This is a genomic window from Frankia alni ACN14a, assembly GCF_000058485.1.
GTDB lineage: Bacteria > Actinomycetota > Actinomycetes > Frankiales > Frankiaceae > Frankia > Frankia alni.
Map to the genome: position 1 here is coordinate 1,569,693 of NC_008278.1, position 17,341 is coordinate 1,587,033.

17 protein-coding genes are annotated in these 17,341 nt (G+C 73.1%); 5 read left to right on the forward strand and 12 right to left on the reverse strand.

From position 1 onward, the window contains the following. The first annotated feature begins 101 nt into the window (after positions 1–101). Positions 102–482 (forward strand): hydroxyisourate hydrolase, encoded by a 381-nt coding sequence (locus FRAAL_RS06365; protein ID WP_041938923.1) that lies wholly within the window; start codon positions 102–104, stop codon positions 480–482. Positions 483–642: 160 nt separating this feature from the next. Here FRAAL_RS06365 and FRAAL_RS06370 read toward each other — a convergent pair whose 3' ends face one another. The 5 genes from FRAAL_RS06370 to FRAAL_RS06390 form a co-directional block, all read right to left on the reverse strand. Further along, positions 643–960, reverse strand: coding sequence for a DUF3349 domain-containing protein (locus FRAAL_RS06370; RefSeq protein WP_041938924.1), 318 nt, complete (start codon positions 958–960; stop codon positions 643–645). Between the two features lie 132 nt (positions 961–1,092). After that, positions 1,093–1,356, reverse strand: a complete 264-nt coding sequence (locus FRAAL_RS06375; RefSeq protein ID WP_041940231.1) for a hypothetical protein — start codon at positions 1,354–1,356, stop codon at positions 1,093–1,095. A gap of 95 nt (positions 1,357–1,451) precedes the next feature. After that, positions 1,452–2,600 carry an inorganic phosphate transporter gene (locus FRAAL_RS06380; protein WP_041938925.1) on the reverse strand — a complete coding sequence of 383 codons (1,149 nt, stop codon included), beginning with the start codon at positions 2,598–2,600 and terminating at the stop codon, positions 1,452–1,454. 94 nt (positions 2,601–2,694) lie between these two features. After that, positions 2,695–4,029, reverse strand: coding sequence for a DUF6986 family protein (locus FRAAL_RS06385; RefSeq protein WP_011602656.1), 1,335 nt, complete (start codon positions 4,027–4,029; stop codon positions 2,695–2,697). Positions 4,030–4,140: 111 nt separating this feature from the next. After that, positions 4,141–4,974, reverse strand: a complete 834-nt coding sequence (locus tag FRAAL_RS06390; protein WP_011602657.1) for a TetR/AcrR family transcriptional regulator — start codon at positions 4,972–4,974, stop codon at positions 4,141–4,143. A gap of 93 nt (positions 4,975–5,067) precedes the next feature. Between FRAAL_RS06390 and FRAAL_RS06395 the strand changes: the two genes are divergently transcribed. Beyond that, on the forward strand, positions 5,068–5,490 hold the full coding sequence (locus FRAAL_RS06395) for a VOC family protein (RefSeq protein ID WP_011602658.1): 423 nt from the start codon (positions 5,068–5,070) through the stop codon (positions 5,488–5,490). Positions 5,491–5,506: 16 nt separating this feature from the next. On the opposite strand, the gene fdxA is transcribed toward FRAAL_RS06395, so the two are convergent. Together fdxA and FRAAL_RS06405 are read right to left on the reverse strand one after the other, a co-directional pair. Then, the gene (fdxA, locus tag FRAAL_RS06400; RefSeq protein WP_011602659.1) at positions 5,507–5,929 is read right to left on the reverse strand and encodes a ferredoxin; all 423 of its coding nucleotides are present in this window, start codon (positions 5,927–5,929) and stop codon (positions 5,507–5,509) included. A gap of 8 nt (positions 5,930–5,937) precedes the next feature. Further along, complete coding sequence (locus FRAAL_RS06405; RefSeq protein ID WP_011602660.1) at positions 5,938–7,587, reverse strand: amidohydrolase/deacetylase family metallohydrolase; 1,650 nt, start codon at positions 7,585–7,587, stop codon at positions 5,938–5,940. Positions 7,588–7,797: 210 nt separating this feature from the next. On the opposite strand from FRAAL_RS06405, the gene FRAAL_RS06410 reads away from it, so the two are divergent. Both FRAAL_RS06410 and FRAAL_RS06415 read left to right on the forward strand, forming a co-directional pair. Then, positions 7,798–8,709, forward strand: coding sequence for a LysR family transcriptional regulator (locus FRAAL_RS06410; protein ID WP_011602661.1), 912 nt, complete (start codon positions 7,798–7,800; stop codon positions 8,707–8,709). 127 nt (positions 8,710–8,836) lie between these two features. Further along, the gene (locus tag FRAAL_RS06415) at positions 8,837–9,340 is read left to right on the forward strand and encodes a ferritin-like domain-containing protein (protein ID WP_011602662.1); all 504 of its coding nucleotides are present in this window, start codon (positions 8,837–8,839) and stop codon (positions 9,338–9,340) included. 38 nt (positions 9,341–9,378) lie between these two features. Here FRAAL_RS06415 and add read toward each other — a convergent pair whose 3' ends face one another. Further along, complete coding sequence (gene add, locus FRAAL_RS06420; protein WP_231861538.1) at positions 9,379–10,512, reverse strand: adenosine deaminase; 1,134 nt, start codon at positions 10,510–10,512, stop codon at positions 9,379–9,381. A gap of 11 nt (positions 10,513–10,523) precedes the next feature. Then, positions 10,524–12,062, reverse strand: a complete 1,539-nt coding sequence (locus FRAAL_RS06425) for an 8-oxoguanine deaminase (protein ID WP_306282351.1) — start codon at positions 12,060–12,062, stop codon at positions 10,524–10,526. Between the two features lie 107 nt (positions 12,063–12,169). Between FRAAL_RS06425 and FRAAL_RS06430 the strand changes: the two genes are divergently transcribed. Next, positions 12,170–13,090 carry a TrmH family RNA methyltransferase gene (locus FRAAL_RS06430; protein WP_041940236.1) on the forward strand — a complete coding sequence of 307 codons (921 nt, stop codon included), beginning with the start codon at positions 12,170–12,172 and terminating at the stop codon, positions 13,088–13,090. Between the two features lie 76 nt (positions 13,091–13,166). On the opposite strand, the gene FRAAL_RS06435 is transcribed toward FRAAL_RS06430, so the two are convergent. From FRAAL_RS06435 to FRAAL_RS06450, 3 genes are all read right to left on the reverse strand, one after another. Further along, positions 13,167–13,655, reverse strand: coding sequence for a DUF2752 domain-containing protein (locus FRAAL_RS06435; protein WP_083866719.1), 489 nt, complete (start codon positions 13,653–13,655; stop codon positions 13,167–13,169). Between the two features lie 103 nt (positions 13,656–13,758). Then, positions 13,759–14,172: a hypothetical protein gene (locus FRAAL_RS06440; RefSeq protein WP_011602667.1), complete on the reverse strand. Its 414-nt coding sequence runs from the start codon at positions 14,170–14,172 to the stop codon at positions 13,759–13,761. A 1,551-nt stretch (positions 14,173–15,723) separates the two neighbouring features. Next, a complete protein-coding gene (locus FRAAL_RS06450; RefSeq protein WP_011602669.1) occupies positions 15,724–17,031 on the reverse strand; it encodes an acyltransferase family protein in 1,308 nt (435 codons plus the stop codon). Positions 17,032–17,341 lie beyond the last annotated feature (310 nt).

Here is a 17,341-nt window from a genome sequence, read left to right on the forward strand (position 1 = left end):
GGCGCGGGTTGGCGAAGGCGCGGGTTGGCGAAGGCGCGGGGCGGGGGAGGACCGGCGACGCAGGCTGGTCGCGACGGGGCCGGGGACTGGACGGAGGCGCGATGGGACTGTCCACACACGTCCTGGACACGGCGCAGGGGCGGCCCGCAGTGGGGGTGCCGGTTCGGCTCGAACGGGGGAAATCCGGCCCGAAGTCCGACGGCACCGGCGAGACAAGCCGGAGCGGCACCGGCCGGAGCGGCACCGGCCAGACCGGTGCCGACTGGACCGTGGTCGCCGAGGCGGTCACCGACGCCGACGGCCGGGTCGGCGACCTGCCGCTGACCATGCCCGGCCGCTGGCGGCTCGTCTTCGACACAAGCGCCCGCTCGACCTTCTTCCCCGAGGTGAGCATCGCGTTCCACGTCACGGACCCGGCGGAGCACCATCACGTCCCGCTCCTGCTGGCGCCGTTCGGCTACTCGACCTATCGCGGCAGCTGACCCGATACCGCACGCCGGGTGGACGACCCGGGGCGAGTCAACGGGGAATGACCTAGCCGTGGGTTGACGGGGGCCGTGACCTGGGCTGTGGGTGGACGGGGGCCTTGGCCGACCGACCGCGACCTGGGGGAGAACCGCTCGGCGCAGCGGTGCCGAGCCGTCAGGTCTCGGTGGCGGGCCGTGGGCGGGACGGGGAGGCCAGCGGCCACCCGCCGGCTGCCAGCCGGGCGCTGACTCGGGCGATGTCGCCCTCCAACGGGGTGTCGTGGGTGACGTCGGCGATCGCCGTGCGGATCGCCAGGGCCGAGGCGGAGTCACCGTTCGTGGTCAGCGCGTCGGCGATCGCAGTCACCTCGTCCCCGGTCAGCTTGCGCCGCAGCAGCGCGAACAACGGCAGGTAGTCCCGCTCCGGGACGCCGTCGGGATATCCGGCCCGCAGCCACTGGATGATGGATGCCAGCAACGGAGGCAACGCCACGCCACTCACCTTTCCTTCACCTCCCGGGCGACTCCGGGAACCGACCAATGACGTTCCCTGTCGGCACCGTCACGTTCCCTGTCGGCACCGTCCCGTTCCCTGTCGGCACCGTCCCGTTCCCTGTCGGCACCGTCACGTTCCTGCGACAACGGAGTAGATACCCCAGCCGATCGCGGCCAGCACCACGGCGAAGCACGCCGCGCCGGCGGCGATCCCGAGCGGATTCGTCCCGATGACGCGGTCGCCGCCCGCCTCGTCGACGGCGGGCACGCCGCCCCGACCCGGCAGGCTCACCGCGCGCAGCCCGACCGCGAACAGCGCGGGCAGCCCCGCCCCGGCGAGCAGGCCGATGACGACGATCTTCCACAGGGCGTCCAGGTCGATCCAGGAATCCATGCCCGCCTCTCCCTTCGTCACGTCCACCGGTCGTCACCAGGATCCGTCCGACGGGCGACCGGCCGTCTCGTCCGAAACCGCTGTGCGCGCGTACCTCAGGCCGCGACCGACTCCTTGGCGTCCGCGGGGGCGGTCGCGCCGTCCCACTCGTCGTTGACGTTGTGGTGGCTGACCGGTGTCCGGCGGGCTCGCAGGTACAGCAGGACGGACGCGATCACCAGCAGCACGAAGACGATCACCACGCCGGGGGTGCCGCCGATGCCCTGGGCGATCCCGTAGCATCCGGCGCCGACGAGCCCGGCGGCCGGCAGGGTGAACAGCCACGCGGTCGCCATCCGACCGGCGACGCTCCACCGCACCTCGGCGCCCTTGCGGCCCAGGCCGGTGCCGAGGATCGAGCCCGTCGCCACGTGCGTCGTCGACAGGGAGTACCCGAAGTGGCTGGAAAGCAGGATCGTCGCGGCCGAGGACGACTCGGCGGCCATGCCCTGCGGGGAGTCGATCTCGACCAGTCCCTTGCCGAGGGTCCGGATCACCCGCCAACCACCGAGGTAGGTACCGAGGCTGATCGCGAGCGCGCAGCTCAGGATCACCCAGAACGGGGCCTTGGAGCCGGCGTCCACCGTGCCGTTGGCGATGAGGGCCAGGGTGATGACGCCCATCGTCTTCTGCGCGTCGTTCGTGCCGTGCGCGAGCGAGACGAGCGACGCCGAGCCGATCTGGCCGATCCGGAATCCGTGGCTGCGCGTCCGGTCCGGGACACCGCGACTGAGCCGGTAGATCAGGTAGGTTCCCACGGTCGCGATGAGGGCGGCGATCACCGGGGAAAGGCCGGCCGGAATGATTACCTTCGACACGACGCCATGCCATTTGACGCCGTCCGTGCCGGCGGCGGCCATGGTCGCCCCGATGACCCCGCCGATGAGGGCGTGAGATGAACTCGACGGTATTCCGAAGAACCAGGTCAGCAAATTCCAGGTAATGCCGCCCACCAGGCCCGCGAAGACCACCGTCAGCGTGACGATATGGGTGTTGACCAGGCCACTTGCGATCGTCGCGGCCACGCTGAGCGACAGGAACGCGCCGACGAGATTCAGTGCCCCGGACAGGGCGACGGCGACCTTCGGGGGCAGCGCCCGCGTCGCGATCGAGGTCGCCATCGCGTTGCCGGTATCATGGAACCCGTTTGTGAAGTCGAAGGCCAGCGCGGTCAGGACCACCAAAACCAGGATGCCGTCGTTCACGCTGTCTGTTGTAGACCTCAACTGGGCTCATGTCGACCCGTCGGGAACATCCAGAACGGGGTATCGAACGATGTTCGCCGCCGTTCACCTATTATTAATGCAAAGAACTACCGCTGTTTGGTTTATCGAGTGACGCCTGGCCGGCGGGGGTGGTCGTGTTGGATTTCCGCCGGCCACCCAGGCGGGTGACCGTCGCCCGGTCGAGGCCCGCGGCGGCGAGGCGCGGGTCGTCCAGCAGGCCCGCGTCCAGCGCCCGCAGGACGTGCCCGGCCAGGGCCCGCCCCGTCGCCGGTTCGTCGGCGACCGCGCCGGACTGCCGGGCGGCGGCGTGGTCGGCCAGCCGGGTCAGCGCCTCGTCGAGCCCGGCCAGCAGGCAGCCGGCCACCGTCGCGTGCCGGCTCACCAACTGCCCGGGATGCAGGTCCCAGCCCTGGTAGAGGCCACGGTGCCAGGCACGGCGGACCAGCTCCGCGTGCCGGTGCCAGGCGCGGCGCACGTCGTCGCCGGAGGCGCCTGGCCGCTCGTCGCCGTCGACGGGCAGCAGGTTCGACGAACCGTCCGCGACGTCGACGCCGGTGCCGGCCGCGGCGAGCTGCATCATCGTCGTGGCGAACTCCACCGCCGGGTGGTCGCTGGCCTGGTGCGCGGCCGTGATCCCGAGCGCCGCCGAGTAGTCGTAGGTGCCGACATGCAGCCCGACGAGGCGGCCGGGGCCCAGGTCGAGGCCGGAGCGCACCAGTTCGGGCAGGGCGAGCACCGCGGCCGGCGTCTCGACCTGCACCTCAAGACCGATCGGGTCGAGCCCCAGCCGCCGCTCCAGCTCGCCGAGGACGTCGGCGAAGACCCGCAGGTGCCGTGGGTCGCTGACCTTCGGCAGGGTCACCACCAGGCCGGGCGGCGGGGAGTCGTCGCCGACGAGCGCGGTGAGGAACAGGTCGAGGCTGCGCAGCCCGCGGACGCGGACCAGCGGATCGAGTGACTTGGGCCGCAGCCCGTAGCGGGCGGGCAGGGCCCCGGCGGCCGACGCGGCGCGCAGTGCCTCGGCCGCGCGCACGGCGTCGGCGTCCTCGACGTCGTCCGGCCGCAGGCCGTAGCCGTCCTCCAGGTCGACCCGCAGGTCCTGGATCGGCTCGACGGCGAGCGCGCGCCGGGTGTGGGCGTGGACGGCCGCGGCGACCTGCGGCCGCGGGTCGCCACCGGTCGCCGCGGCGAGTGTCGCCGGGTCGGCGCCGTACGTCGCGAGCAGGGCGCTTGCCCGGGCGCCCCAGGCCGGCACGACGTCGGGGACCATCTGATCTGCGGGCAGGTAGCAGGTGTGGACGGGCTGGCGGGCGCCGGTGTCGCCCGGATGGCGGGCGGCGAGGTCCGCGTCGACGAGGTCGAGGGCGGCGGTCAGTCGGGCGACGACATCGGGCGGCAGCGTCGGCATACGCCCAGTCTCCGGCCTTCGCCGGTCCGGTCGCCGGCCGGGGCGCTACTCGGAGCGTCACTCGGGGCGCCTACTCGGGGCGGCTACTCGGGGCGCTGGTCAGGGCGCTGGTCAGGGCGCTGGTGAAGGTGCCGAGTCGGGCGTCGGGTCGGGCCCCGGTGGACGCTCACCGGTATCCACGGCGCGGGCGGGTTCGATGAGCGCGGCCAACCCGTCGAGGACCCTGGCCAGGCCGAAGCGGAAGGCGTGTCCGGGGTCGTGCGCGCTGCCGCGGGCCGCCCCGGCCGCGCTGCCGACCCGGACGGCCAGCGGGAAGGCATCCGGGTCGAGGACTCGGGCCAGCAGTGGGCCGGCCCGGTCCCACCACTGCTGGTCGGACAGGCCGTCGGCCGCCCGCGTCTCGTTCGCGTCGATCGCGGCCCGCGCGTTCGCCTGGACGAAGGACAGCAGGTGGGTGAGGCAGTCATCCATCTCGGTGTCACTGAGCCCGAGGCCGTCGAGCGCGGCGAGTTCGTGCTCGTACTTGGCGATCGAGCCCGGCCCCAGCGACGGGCGCAGCGTGGAGACGGCGGCGGCCCAGGGATGGGCCTCGAACAGGGCCCTGTTCTCCCTGGCGATCGCGGCCAGCCGCTTCCGCCAGGGTTCGCCGGTGCTGTCTGCGCGCTCCATCCGGGCGTAGGTCGCGTCGAGCATGAGGTCGAGCAGCTCGGCCTTGCCAGGGACGTAGGTGTACAGCGTCATCGGGACGACCTCCAGCGCCTGCGCGACGCGGCGCATCGTCACCGCCGCCAGACCCTCCCCATCCGCCAGGGTGACGGCGGCGTCGACGACCGCGTCGACGCTGAGCCCGCGGGCGGGTCCTCGGCGCGGGGTCGCCGAGGGGTCGCGCCAGAGCAGGGCGAGGGTCCTGACGGGGTCGCCGGCGCTGGTCCGGTCGCTGGGCATGGATCTCCGTTCTTACTTCATACGGCGTACTATGTACCTCGTACAAGATTCTCGTGCGATCAGGCCGCCCGCACGCACCTCGGGAGCGCAGTCATGAAGATCACCTCCTCCGCCGTGTCGCTCAATGTCGAGGATGTCGCCGCGTCCAGCGCCTTCCTCGCCGAGCACTTCGCCTTCGCCGAGCAGATGGCCGCGGACGGCTTCGCCTCGCTGGCGCGCGAGGACGCCGGCATGAACGTCGTGTTCCTGCGGCGCGGTCTCGCAACGCTGCCCGCCGATCAGCGCGACGAGCACGCCGCCGGCCTCATCCTCGCCTTCGTCGTCGACGACCTGGAAGGGGAGTTGGCCCGGTTGCAGGCCGAGGGGGTCGCCATCACGATGCCGCTGACCGTGGAGGAGTGGGGCGAGCGGGCGTTCCAGGTCCGGGACCCCAACGGGGTGATCGTCCAGCTCGTCGACTGGAACGGCTCCGAGGCGGCGGGGCAGGCCGCGCCGGCCGGGGACGCCGACCGGTAGGTAGGGCCCGCTCGGCTCAGGCCAGCGGGGGGACCGCCTGCGCCTGCGCTTCCGGCGCCGGCGCCGCCGGGTCCGTCGATCGGTTCGTCGCCGGGTCGCCGACCGCGGGTCGAGCGGCCGTCACCAGGTCGGTGTCGACTCCGACCGGCCCGAGCATGCCCGCGCCACCCGGGGCGCCGATCGGCTTCGGCCGACCGGACAGGGGGCGGTAGAAGAACGCGTGCGCGTCGCCGAGGTGTGCGTGGCCGTCGCCGTCGAGGTCGCGCTCCCACACGATCGCGTCGACGGGGCAGACCCGCGCGCAGGCGCCGCAGTCGATGCACTCCTCCGGATGGATGTACAGCTTGCGCCGGCCCTCGTAGACGCAGTCGACCGGGCACTCGTCGACGCAGGACCGGTCGGTGACGTCGAGGCAGGCCGCGGTGATGACGTAGACCATCCGCGCGCTCAGCCCCGGCCCGCGGTCGGCACGGGAACATCCGGCGAACCTGTGGTGCCCGTGGTGCCCGTGGTGCCCGTGGTGCCCGGGGTGTTCGGGGAGGTCGCGACGGCCGGGAAAACGGGGGCGGCCGGGGGTGAAGCCGCCGCCGGCGCTGGGCGCACCGATCGGGGGGGTCGATGCGCGGCACCGGCGGCGGCGGTCTCGGTGGGGGGCGTCCGGCTTCCCGTGCCCGGACCATCATCGCTCAGGTCGCCAGAGTCGAGGGAGTCAACTCGGTAACCCGGTCCGAACTGCCCTGTTGCTTTGTACCAAACGCCCCCTCGGAGGCAGCCGACCGGGGTCAGCCGGCGCGGGTGGGAGATGGTCTCGAACCCGTCCGTGAACGAGCACTCGCCCGTCTCCACCCGCAGGACGCTGACCTCGGCGTCGCGCCCGACGTCGAGGGAACCGAGCTGCGCCGAGCGCCCGATCGCCGCCGCGGTGTTGGCCGTCGCCATCGCGATGACGTCGACGAGGTCGACCCCGAGCGCCCAGATCTTCGACATCGTCTCGGGCAGTGACCAGACCGGGCCGGCGGTGTTGAACAGGTTCAGGTCGGTGCTGATCGTCGTGGGCAGGTAGCCGAGGTCGAACAGCGCCCGGGCCGCAGCGAAACGGAAGTCCGAACCGGAATGCCCGACGTCGAGGCGCAGGCCCGCCTCGACCGCGGCGGCAAAGCGCCCGTCGACGGCGGTGTCGTCGTCGACGAGGATCCCGGAGTGGCCGCGGAAGGCGTGCGTGACGATGTCGCCGGGGCGCAGGGCGGCGATCGCGTCCAGGTTGGCCAGGCTCGGCGTGTAGGGGTAGCGGCCGAGATGCACCATGATCGGCAGATTGCCGGCGATGGACTTCGCACCCTCCAGGAACGGGGAGGTCCGGGGGTCGTCGGTGACGGTGGCCCGCACCTTGAAGCCGACAATCATGTCCTGGTGCGCCTCGACGGTCGCGGCGGTGGCGTCGAGGTCGAGGTTGCGGGGATCGGCTGCGATCTCCAGCCGGTGCGCGAGGAAGTCCTTCGTCGCCAGGTACAGCAGGCACGGGTCGAGGAAGGCGAGCACCCGGGTCCGCACGGTGGGGCCCTCGACGAAGGCCCGGGCCAGGCCGAAGGTCCGCACGCCGGAGGTGCCGCCGTCGACGACGACCGGGACGCCCACGTCGACGCCGGCCCGGTCCGGGTGCACGCAGAAGTCGCCGAGCCCCGGGTAGACGTGGGTGTGCAGATCGATCAGCCCCGGCGTCACGATCAGGCCCCGACAGTCGACGATGACCGTCGCCCCGCCCTCGACCCTGCCGCCCGCGGCGCCCGAGCCGACCGCGCCGCTTGCCAGGACCGCGCCGCTCGCCAGGACCGCGCCGCTCGCCAGGACCGCGCCGCTCGCCAGGACCGCGCCGCTCGCCAGGACCGCGCCGCTCGCCAGGACCGCGCCGCTCGCGCCGGCTCGATGCGCGTCCGCCTCGTCGGCGGGCACGACGGCGCTGATCCGGCCGTCGACGCAGAACACGTCCGCGATCCGGTCGACGCCGTTCGCCGGGTCGATCACCCGGCCGCCCGCGAGCACGGTCACCGGCCGACCCGCGCCGGCTGCCACCCCGTCCCATGCGCTGCCCTCGGACATGCTCCTCCGCGTCCCGTGCGCCAGGACGCCGCCCGTCGGGCGGCGCCGCGGCCGACACCGTCGTCGGCGAGCCGAACCGTTCCGCCCGATCGTCCGTCACCGCCGCCGGAGCCGTCCAAGACGCAAACGGCCGATGGGCGATAGTGGTTCACCTATGGGCCTCCCGGCGGCCAAGGGTTCCGGAGATCGACGGGGGATACAACGACAGACATGCGGGGATGGCTGAACCTTCGCCAGGCGGCCTATTTCATCGTGGTCGCCGAGGAGGAGTCGTTCACCCGGGCCGCGGCCCGCCTGCACATCGCCCAGCCCTCGCTGTCCCAGCAGATCCGCGCGCTCGAACGCCAGCTCGACGTGGTCCTGCTGGAGCGGACGTCGCGCGGGGTGCGTCCCACCGCGGCCGGGCGGGTGTTCCTCGACGGCGCGCGTTCGGCGCTCGCCGCGGCGGAGGGTGCCGTGGCCCGCGCCCGAGCCACCGCCGGCCACGGCGGCGGGGCGCTGCACGTCGCGACCGTGACGTCGCTGGCGACCTGGGTCCTGCCGCGGGCGGTCGCGCGCTGGCGGCCCGGCCATCCCGACATCACCCTGCGTATCACCGAGTTTCCCGACCGCCGCACGCTGGAGGCGTTCATGGCGGGCGGTGAGGCCGACGTCGGCATCGGCCCGCGCCCGGCGACCTGGTCGGGGCCGGTCCGCGGGCTTGGCCACGAGCGCTTCGTCGTCGTGGTCCCCGCGGCCGATCCGCGTGCCGGGCGGGCCGGGATCGAGCTCCAGGCGTTCGCCGACCAGGACTGGGTCCTCTACGCCCCGGACCACGGCCTGTCCGAGCTGGTACGCGAGGCGTGCGCGGCCGCCGGCTTCACCCCGCGCGGCGTCGTGGAGACGCGCCAGGTCGACGCCGCGGCCCGGCTCGCCGCCGCCGGGCTCGGCGCCGCCCTGGTCCCCGAGCCCGCCGTCCCGAACGATCTCGCCGCGAACCGGGTCGACCTCGCCGCACCACCGCTGCGCGAGGTCGTCGCCTACGCCCGCGCCGCCTTCACCCCCGCCGCCTTCGGCTTCGTCGACCTGCTCGCCGCCCTCGACGTCGGCCTCACCCGTCCCGGCGGCGCCGTCCTGACCTGATCACTCGCAAATGATCATCATGGGAGTTCCCCGGTTTATGTGCCTAGTCCGGTGACATATAGTCGACGATGGCGCCGTGCCCGGCTGGTGCCGGTGCGCCTCGCCGGGTCAGTGGAGGGACGGACACATGGCTGACACGCAGACCACCCCGGTCACCGAGCTGTTGAACGAGCTGCTCGGCAGCTACTGGGCGGGCTACGCCCAGCACCGCACCCATCTGGTCCTCGTCGAGTCCTGGGGTCTGCACGGTCTGGCCGCGGGCATGGCCCAGCGGATCGCCGACGAGCCGGTCACCATCGCCGCGGTGCTGAACCGGCTGCTCGACCTCGGCGGCCGACCGGACTTCGTGGTGGCCAAGCCGGCCATCGGGACGACCCTGCGCGAGGTGCTGGAGAACGACCTGGCGGCACAGCGCGGCGCCCGTCCCGGCCTGAACCAGGCGGCGGAGGTCGCCGCCGCCGAGCACGACGCGACCACCCGCATCCTGATCGAGACCGTTCTCGCCGACGAGGAACGGCACCTGTCCTGGCTCGACACCGAGCTGTCGCTCTACCACCGGCTCGGCGAGCCGCTCTACACCGCGCAGCGCCTCGCCGTGGCCACCGCCGACGCCTCCCCGTCGCCGGCCTGAGCCACGCCCCCGTCTGTCCGGAGGCCTCGGCGCCCGATTTATCCCTCTGGATAGACGGGGGAGGCGGCGAGGCGGGGGCGCAGGGTGTCGGCGGCGGTGTGGATGCGGGCGCGCAGGGCGCGGGCGTCGTCGTCGGGAAGCCAGCTTGCGGTGACGCCGTCGAGGGCGATCGCGACCATGTCGTCGAACGAGTAGTCGAACGCGGTGGCCACGGAGGCGTATTCGTAGCCGAGATCCAGGTCGGTCAGGGCCGGGTCGTCGGTGTTGAGGGTGGCGAGCAGGCCGCCGGCACGCATGGCGGGGTAGGGATGGTCGGCGAGCGCCGGGAAGGCGTTGGCGATGCGGATGTTGGAGTTCGGGCAGACGGTCAACGGGATCCGCTCGGCGGCAAACCGTGTCATCAGCTCGGGGTCGTCAACCAGGGACAGGCCGTGGTCGACCCGCTCGGCGCCGAGCACGTCGACGAGCGTCGCGATGGCCGTCGGCGGGCTGTTCTCGCCCTGGTGGCCGGTGCGCCGCAGGCCGTGCCGGGCGGCGAGCCGGTAGGCGTCGGCGAAGGAGGCCGGGTCCACCCCCCGCTCGGTGGAGTCCATCCCGACGCCGAGCACCCGTTCGACGCCGGGCGCCCCGGCCCGGCGCAGCCGGACCAGGTCCTCGACCATCGCGACGCCGGCGGACGGCCCGAAGGCCCGGTCGACGTCCGCGATGAGCATCGCGACCGAGCCGGTCTCGGTCTCGGCCGCCGCCAGGCCCTCGCTGAGCCCGGCGACGATGTCACCCAGCGCCGAGCCCGCGGCCAGGTGACGGGCGGGGGTGAAGAACAGCTCGGCGTAGACCCGGCCGTGCGCCGCCGCGTCGAGCACGCTCTCGTAGCCGAGCCGCGCCCAGTCGTCCCGCGTGGTCAAGGTCGACTGGACCAGCCAGAACACCGTGAGGAACTCGTCGAGGGAGTTGTAGGTGTACAGCTCGGTGACATCCGTCGTGGGCAGCGGGAGGCCGGCTCGGGTGGCGAGTTCGACCACGGTCGCCGGGCGCATCGTTCCCTCGACGTGACAGTGCAGCTCGACCTTCGGTAGCGCGTCGAGGGCTTCGGTGAGGGTCAGCGGTCTGATGTCGCGGGCGGGTTCGTGACCGCCGCTCACCGAACCGCCGCTCATCGGACCGCCGCTCATCGGACCGCCGCTCATCGGACCGCCGTGCCCGCGCCGGCCTGGGGGATGGTGGCGGGATCGATGCCGGCGTCGTCGAAGGCGCCCTGGATGCCGGCGGCCAGCGTGCGGTGCCGGTCGAGCATCGCGGGCAGGTCGGGGTGCACGGGCCGGCCGTCCTCGACGACGAGCCGGCCGGCCACGACGGTGTGCCGCGCGGCCACCGGGCCGCAGCGCAGCCAGGCGTCGATCGGATCGGACAGCGCCCCGGCGAAGGCGACCCCGTCCAGGGGCCAGACGACCAGGTCGCCGACCGCCCCGACGGACAGCTCGCCGATCTCACCCACCCGGCCGAGGCAGCCCGCGCCGCCGCGGGTGGCGATCTCCAGCGCGTCGCGGGCCGACATCGCGGCGGAGCCGTGCCGCAGCCGGCCGAGCAGCATCGCCGTGCGGGCCTCCAACCACAGCGACGCCGAGTCCGCCGACGACGAACCGTCGCAGCCGAGACCCACCGGGACACCGGCCGCCCGCAGTTCGGCGACCGGCGCGAGCCCGCCACCGAGGATCATGTTGCTGCTCGGGCAGTGCGCCACCCCGGTGCCCCAGGCGCCCAGCCGGGCGACCTCCTCGGGGTTCGGGCAGATGCAGTGCGCCACCCACGCCCGATCCCCGGCCCAGCCGACCTCGGCGAACTGGTCGATGGGCCGGCGGCCGAACACCGCCAGGCAGTACTCGTCCTCCTCGGGATCCTCGGCCAGATGGGTGTGCAGGCGCACGTCGAGCCGCTCGGCCAGCTCGGCGGTGGTGCGCATGAGCGCCGGGCTGACCGAGAACGGTGAGCAGGGCGCGAGCGCCACGCGCACCATCGCGCCCCACGACCGGTCGTGGTGGCGGGCGACCAGCCGGGCCGACTCGGCGAGGATCTCGTCGTCGTCCTGAACCACCGAGTCGGGCGGCAGGCCCCCGTCCTTCACCGACAGCGACATCGATCCGCGCGTCGGGTGGAACCGCACGCCGAGGGCCGTCGCTGCGGCGATCTCGGCCGAGATCAGGTCCCCGCCGCCGCGTGGATGCACGTAAAGGTGGTCGGTGGTCGTGGTGCAGCCGCCGAGCGCCAGCTCGGTGAGCCCGACGTAGGCCGAGACGTGCACCGCCTCCTCGTCCAGCCGTGACCAGAGCGGGTACAGCGTCGACAGCCAGGTGAACAGGGTGCCGCCCAGGGCCGGAGCGAAGGCACGGGTGAGGTTCTGGTAAATGTGATGGTGCGTGTTCACCAGGCCGGGCGTGACGAGTGCGCCGTCGGCCCGCAGGGTGCGTCCGGCCGCCGGCGGCGGGTCGGCCGGGCCGCCGATTGCGCTGACCAGGCCGTCTGTCACCGCGACCCACCCGCCGCGGATCTCCCGGCGGTCGGCGTCCACGGTCGCGACCAGCTCGGCGCCGACGACGAGCAGATCGGCGGGAACGGGAGCGGTGATGGGACGGGAGACGGCGGGCCCCGGCGTGGATGCCGGCGTCGGTGTCGGTGTCGGCGTTGCGGCCGGTGCCGGTGGGGGCGTGGGGTGCGGCTCGGTCATGGGCGCCGATTCTGCGTCCCGCTCATTACGCCCGGGTGTCACCGGCCGCGTCCGGAGGTTCCGGCGTGCCCGCTGACCTGCCCGGATCCGCCGCGGCGCAGGTCTCGATGCCGGCCTCGACGCGGATCGTGGCAATCGACGACCCGGCGGATTCCCGCGTCGACGACTACGTCGCCCTCACCGATGTCGCCCTGCGCCGGCGCCGGGAGCCAGCCGACGGGCTGTTCATCGCCGAGGGCGAGCGGGTCATCACCCGGGCGCTGCGGGCCGGCTACCGGCCCCGCTCGGTCCTGGTCTCCCCGGCCCGGCTGGGCGCGGTGCCGGCGGACCTGCCGGCGGATGTCCCCGTCTACGTGGCCGGGGCCGACGTGCTCGCCGCCATCACCGGCTTCGAGGTGCACCGCGGCGCGCTCGCGTCGATGTGCCGACGCCCACCGCTGGCCCCGGCGGACGTGCTCGCCGCCGCGAGGCGGGTCCTCGTCTGCGAGGACATCGTGAGCCACACCAACCTGGGGGCGATCTTCCGCTCGGCCGCCGGTCTCGGGATGGATGCGGTGCTGCTCAGCCCCCGCTGCGCCGACCCGCTCTACCGCCGCTCCGTACGGGTCTCGATGGGCGAGGTCTTCGCCGTGCCCTACGCCCGGCTTGATCCGTGGCCGGGTGCGCTGGGCCTACTCCGCGACGCCGGATTCACCCTGCTGGCGCTGACCCCCGCCGCCGACGCCGCCGATCTCGGCGAGTTCGCCGCCCAGCTCGCCACCGTGGACCCGGTCGGCTCCGGTCCGCCCGGCTCCGGTCCGCCCGACTCCGGCACGGCCGCCCCCGGGTCGACCGTGGATCCGGCGGACCCGGCGGCTGGGGCGCCGGCGCGCGTCGCGCTCCTGCTCGGCACCGAGGGGGCCGGTCTGTCCGAGCCCACGCAGGCGGCGGCGACCGCGCGGGCCCGCATCCCGATGGCGCACGGCGTCGACTCGCTCAACGTCGCCGCCACCGCCGCCATCGCCTGCTACCTGCTGGGCCGGCGCTGACCAGTGCCCGAGCCGGACTCTCGGTGATCCACTGTGCCGCGAAGCCGGGCCGCGACGGGGATCTCTGGGCGCTGCGCTACGACGCGAGCCACGTGCAGCCGGGTAACGGCAGATTGCGCAGCACCCAGAAGGCGATGACCAGTACCGGGATGATCGGCAGCAGCCGGGCGGGGACGCGGGGCAGCGGGTGTTGCCAGCCGGTGGCCCGCGCCACCGCCACCGTCCAGCCGACGACCAGCATCGGCGCGGCGACGACGAAGAACAGGTTGTAGTCCGCGGCCGCGCCGGGATGGCCGTGCAGGAGCTGGTGCAGTCCGCGCAGCGTGCCGCACCCCGGGCAGTCCATCGACGTCGCCCAGCGGAACGGACAGGTGGGGTAGTGGCCGGGCTGAGCCGGGTCGACGAGGTACACCCGCACGGCGGCGGCGGCCGCGATCGCGCCCACCGCGGCGAACCCGCCCAAGCGGGCCCGAGGCGACCAGACCCGAGGCGACCAGACCCTTGGCCCGGCCGCCACGACCGGCGCGGGCGGGCGCTGGTCCGGATGCGGGATCGCGGCCGTCACCCGAGCAGCGTAGCCGTAGCAGGCAGCGGTCCGCGCCTGACGACGCCGATCATGTCGGCGCCCGGCTCGCCGCCCGATGCCCGGGGTGTGGCGTCACGGGCGGTCACTCCAGGTGCAGGGCGCTCTCCTCGGCCGCGGAATTCCTGGTCGCTGCGTTCTCGTCGCCATCGAAGGCGGAGTCCTCGAAGTCGGTGTCCTCGAAGGCGGAGGTGTCCTCGCCGTTGACGTCAGCCCGCAGGACCCGGCCCGACTCCCGGCGCTCGGCCTCCAGGTAGGGGTCGGTGTCCGGCTGCTCGGCCGCGAGCTGCTCCGCGAAGGACGAGCCCTCGCGTTCCTCCCGCGGCGTGTGCGGGTACCGGACACTCGCGCTCGGTCGGTCCGGAGCCTCCCAGCTGTCGTCGAGCGGGTCTCGGCCGGCGTCGGTCGAGCCGAGGTCATCGCTGTCGAACGTCTCGGCGGGTTCCAGGGGCGAGTCCTCGCGGTTCCACGAGTCGGAATCCGAGGCTGGTTGTGTCACGGGGGCCTCCCCGACCGCTTCCCGCTGAGCGGCGGTCGTCCGGGACGTGCACCTGGACGGATCGTCGGCGGGTTCGGTCGCTGTCGACATCGGTGCGTCCCGGGCTGTTCCCGGCACGCCTTGACGTTGGACCTTCCCTGGCCCGGCGGTGCTAAGCCCACACGGCGCCGCGCCTTGTGCGACGACGCGCCACCGCCGGCCGCACTGATCCGCAGCCGGCCGGGGTCCGTGTCGACGGGCTCGGTCGAGGTCTGGCCGGACCGCCGGTGGCCTCGGCCGGAAACCGGTGCGGCCAAGGTCCTCTTTCCGTGGCGGTCGACCAAACAATCGCGCGGAGGCGGCTTGGTCGTGTGCCATGATGCGACGGTGTCTCCACCTGAAAAAGTCGCTCCGAGGCCTGGCGCCACCATCTGGCTGAGTTTGGCTGTCGTGGCAGGATTCGGGCCGTATGTGGTGAGCGGAATACGGACGGAGCAGGTGGTCGTCTACGGTGGCCTGCTCCTCGCCCTGCCGTTCGGCGGGATCTTCCGTGGACTGGGGCCGCGGCATCTTCTGGTGGCGCTGATCTGGACCTTCTTCGCTTTCTACGTGGTGTTGGACTCGATTGGCGTGACGGTTTCTGGGGATTTCTTTCCCGGCTCCCTCCAGGCCGGAGTGGACAACTACGTCTATCCCGCGGCGGTGCTTTTCATGGTCGGTCGGTGGTTGGCGGCGGGCTATACCAGACAGGCCGCACTCGACCGGTTCTGCCAGATCTTCGTACCGATGATGATGTTCAACGGTGTGATCGCGGTGCTGGGTTTGTTCGCCGACCTCTCGCCCGTTCTCTCCGCCTTCTGGGGTGGTGTCGCCCTGGACGGGCAGAGTGTGGCCGTGCTGGCGGCGAACAACGGTCGACTGTCCGGGATCTTCAACCAGCCGGTGGAGGCGGGAGTCGCCTACTCCCTTGCCCTGTTCGCGGCCGTCCACCTGTTCGCCCGACCCGAACGCGGTCGCGACCGGCCGGTCGTCCTCGCGCTCGCCGTGCTGCCGATCCTCGTCGGCGGCCTGCTGTGCGTCTCCAAGATCTTCCTGCTGTGCGGGCTGCCGCTGGCGCTGTGGCAGGCGGCCAGGCTCGGGCGTCCGCTGCGCCGGTTGTCGACCGTCGGCGGTGGGCTGGCCCTGGGCGGCGTCCTGGGCGGCGAGCTGGGGCTCGCGCGATGGAACGGCTCCTGGATGCTGCGGATGCTGATCCCCGGGGCGGGCTCCAACGGCCTGTTCGCCCAGTACACCGCCGACCGGTTCCGGCCGCTCGGAGCCTCCGCGCGGGCCTGGAACTTCGTCCTCGACACCCGGCCCTGGCTCGGCTACGGCGCCGGCGGCCTCGCCGTCCCCTACGACAGCGCCTGGGCCGAGGCCATGGTCGCGGGCGGTCTGCTCGGCGTCGCCCTGCTCGCCGGTGTCCTGCTGCTCGTGGCCGTCACCTGGTGGCGCACCCGGGCGCGGCGCGAGCCGGCGGAACAGCGCTTCGCCACCTGCGTGACCGTGCTGTGCCTGGCAAGCACGCTCGGCCTACCGGTGCTGACCGCCAACCGCGTCGCCCTCTTCCTGTGGATCCTGCTCGCCCTGTTGCTGTTCGCCGACGACGGCGTGCCCAGCCGGATCCTCATCGGCCCCGGCCGCCCGTTCGCCCCCGCCGCGACGCTGAGCGGGGATCGCCGACACGCGGGCGACAGACGATCCCCGGCGCCGATGCCGCGTCCGCGCGAAGATCGCCCGACTACCCGGACCGGGCAGGGATCGGTTCTTCAGGCCTAGCGCCGGCCGCTCGACGAGCCGCCAGCTCGCCAGCGCCAGCAGGGTCGTGGCGGCCAGGCAGGCGAGGAAGTAGGCCACCAGGCCGAGGCGGTGCAGGCCGTAGACGGCGAGGAGTTGCTGCACCGGCGCCGAGTAGATGTACGTGCCGTAGGACAGGTCGTTGCGGGCGGCGATCTTCCACAGTGGCAGCCGCAGCGCCGCCCACACGCACACGTAGGCCAGCGGAAGGCTGATCACTGTGTGCCCGTCCGGACACAGCAGTCCCGCAGCGGTCAGCGCGACCGCGAGCAGGGCCAGCCGCGAGGAGAACGGCACCCGGTCGGCATACAGGAACAGCAGCGCGCCCGCGAGGAACAGCGAGCCCAGGCGCACCGAGGCGCCGACCAGGTCGCCGGCGAGCAGCGCGGGCAGACGCCCCGGGACCAGCCAGCGCAGCACCCACACCACCCACACCGCCACGGTGAGGCCGCCGACCACCGCCCGTCGGCGGCGCAGCAGGCCGTACGCGCCCAGCGCGGCGATGCCGAGGTAGCACAGCGCCTCCCAGAACAGGGTCCACAGCGAGCCGTCCCACGCGACCGGCCCCCCGGGCACCTCGGCGATGGGCACCTGCCGCGGGGTGCCGGCGATGTCGTAGAAGCGCATCACCAGCAGGCTGTTCGCGATCAGGTAGGTGAAGGGGCCGTGCGGGTGGGAGCCGAAGTAGCCGGCCAGCGTCCGGTGCTCGTGCAGCCAGCCGAGCGGGGCGACGACCATCGCGACGACGACGAGGCACATCCAGAACCCGGGCAGGACGCGCAGGAACCGGTGCCACAGGAACCGGGGGGTGGACCTGACCTGTACGCGGCTGCGGGTGATGAGGAAGCCGCTGATGGCGAAGAAGCAGTCGACGGCGAGTACGGCCGGGTCGTACTGGGCGGTGGGCGCGGAGGCGAATCCCCCGGCAGCCAGGCCATGCTGGACGAAGACGACCATTGCCAGCCCGATCCGCAGGAAACCGAAACTGTTCCGGCGCGGGTCGAACGCCGATTCCAGCGTCTGTCGCGGTTGCGCATGTCTCATCCGGTCACCACGGTTTCGACATGGATGCCCCGGCCTGACCGGCAATGCAGCCAGGAACACGGCAGCCAGGAACAATGCAGCCGGGAACACGGCAGCCGGGAACACGGCAGCCGGGAACACCGCCGCGGGACGCGGGGTGGCTGCACGGGCAGGACCGGCACCGGCTGAACCGGCGAATCGCGAACCTCAGCACGACGCGCCTGCCTTCCCGGTGGGTGTGAAGGTGGACCCTCGCCCCCAGGCGGGGAAAGACGTCGACCCGTTCCGTGCTGGACGGGCCGGACGGCCATGGCAGTCCGGCAGTCCGGCG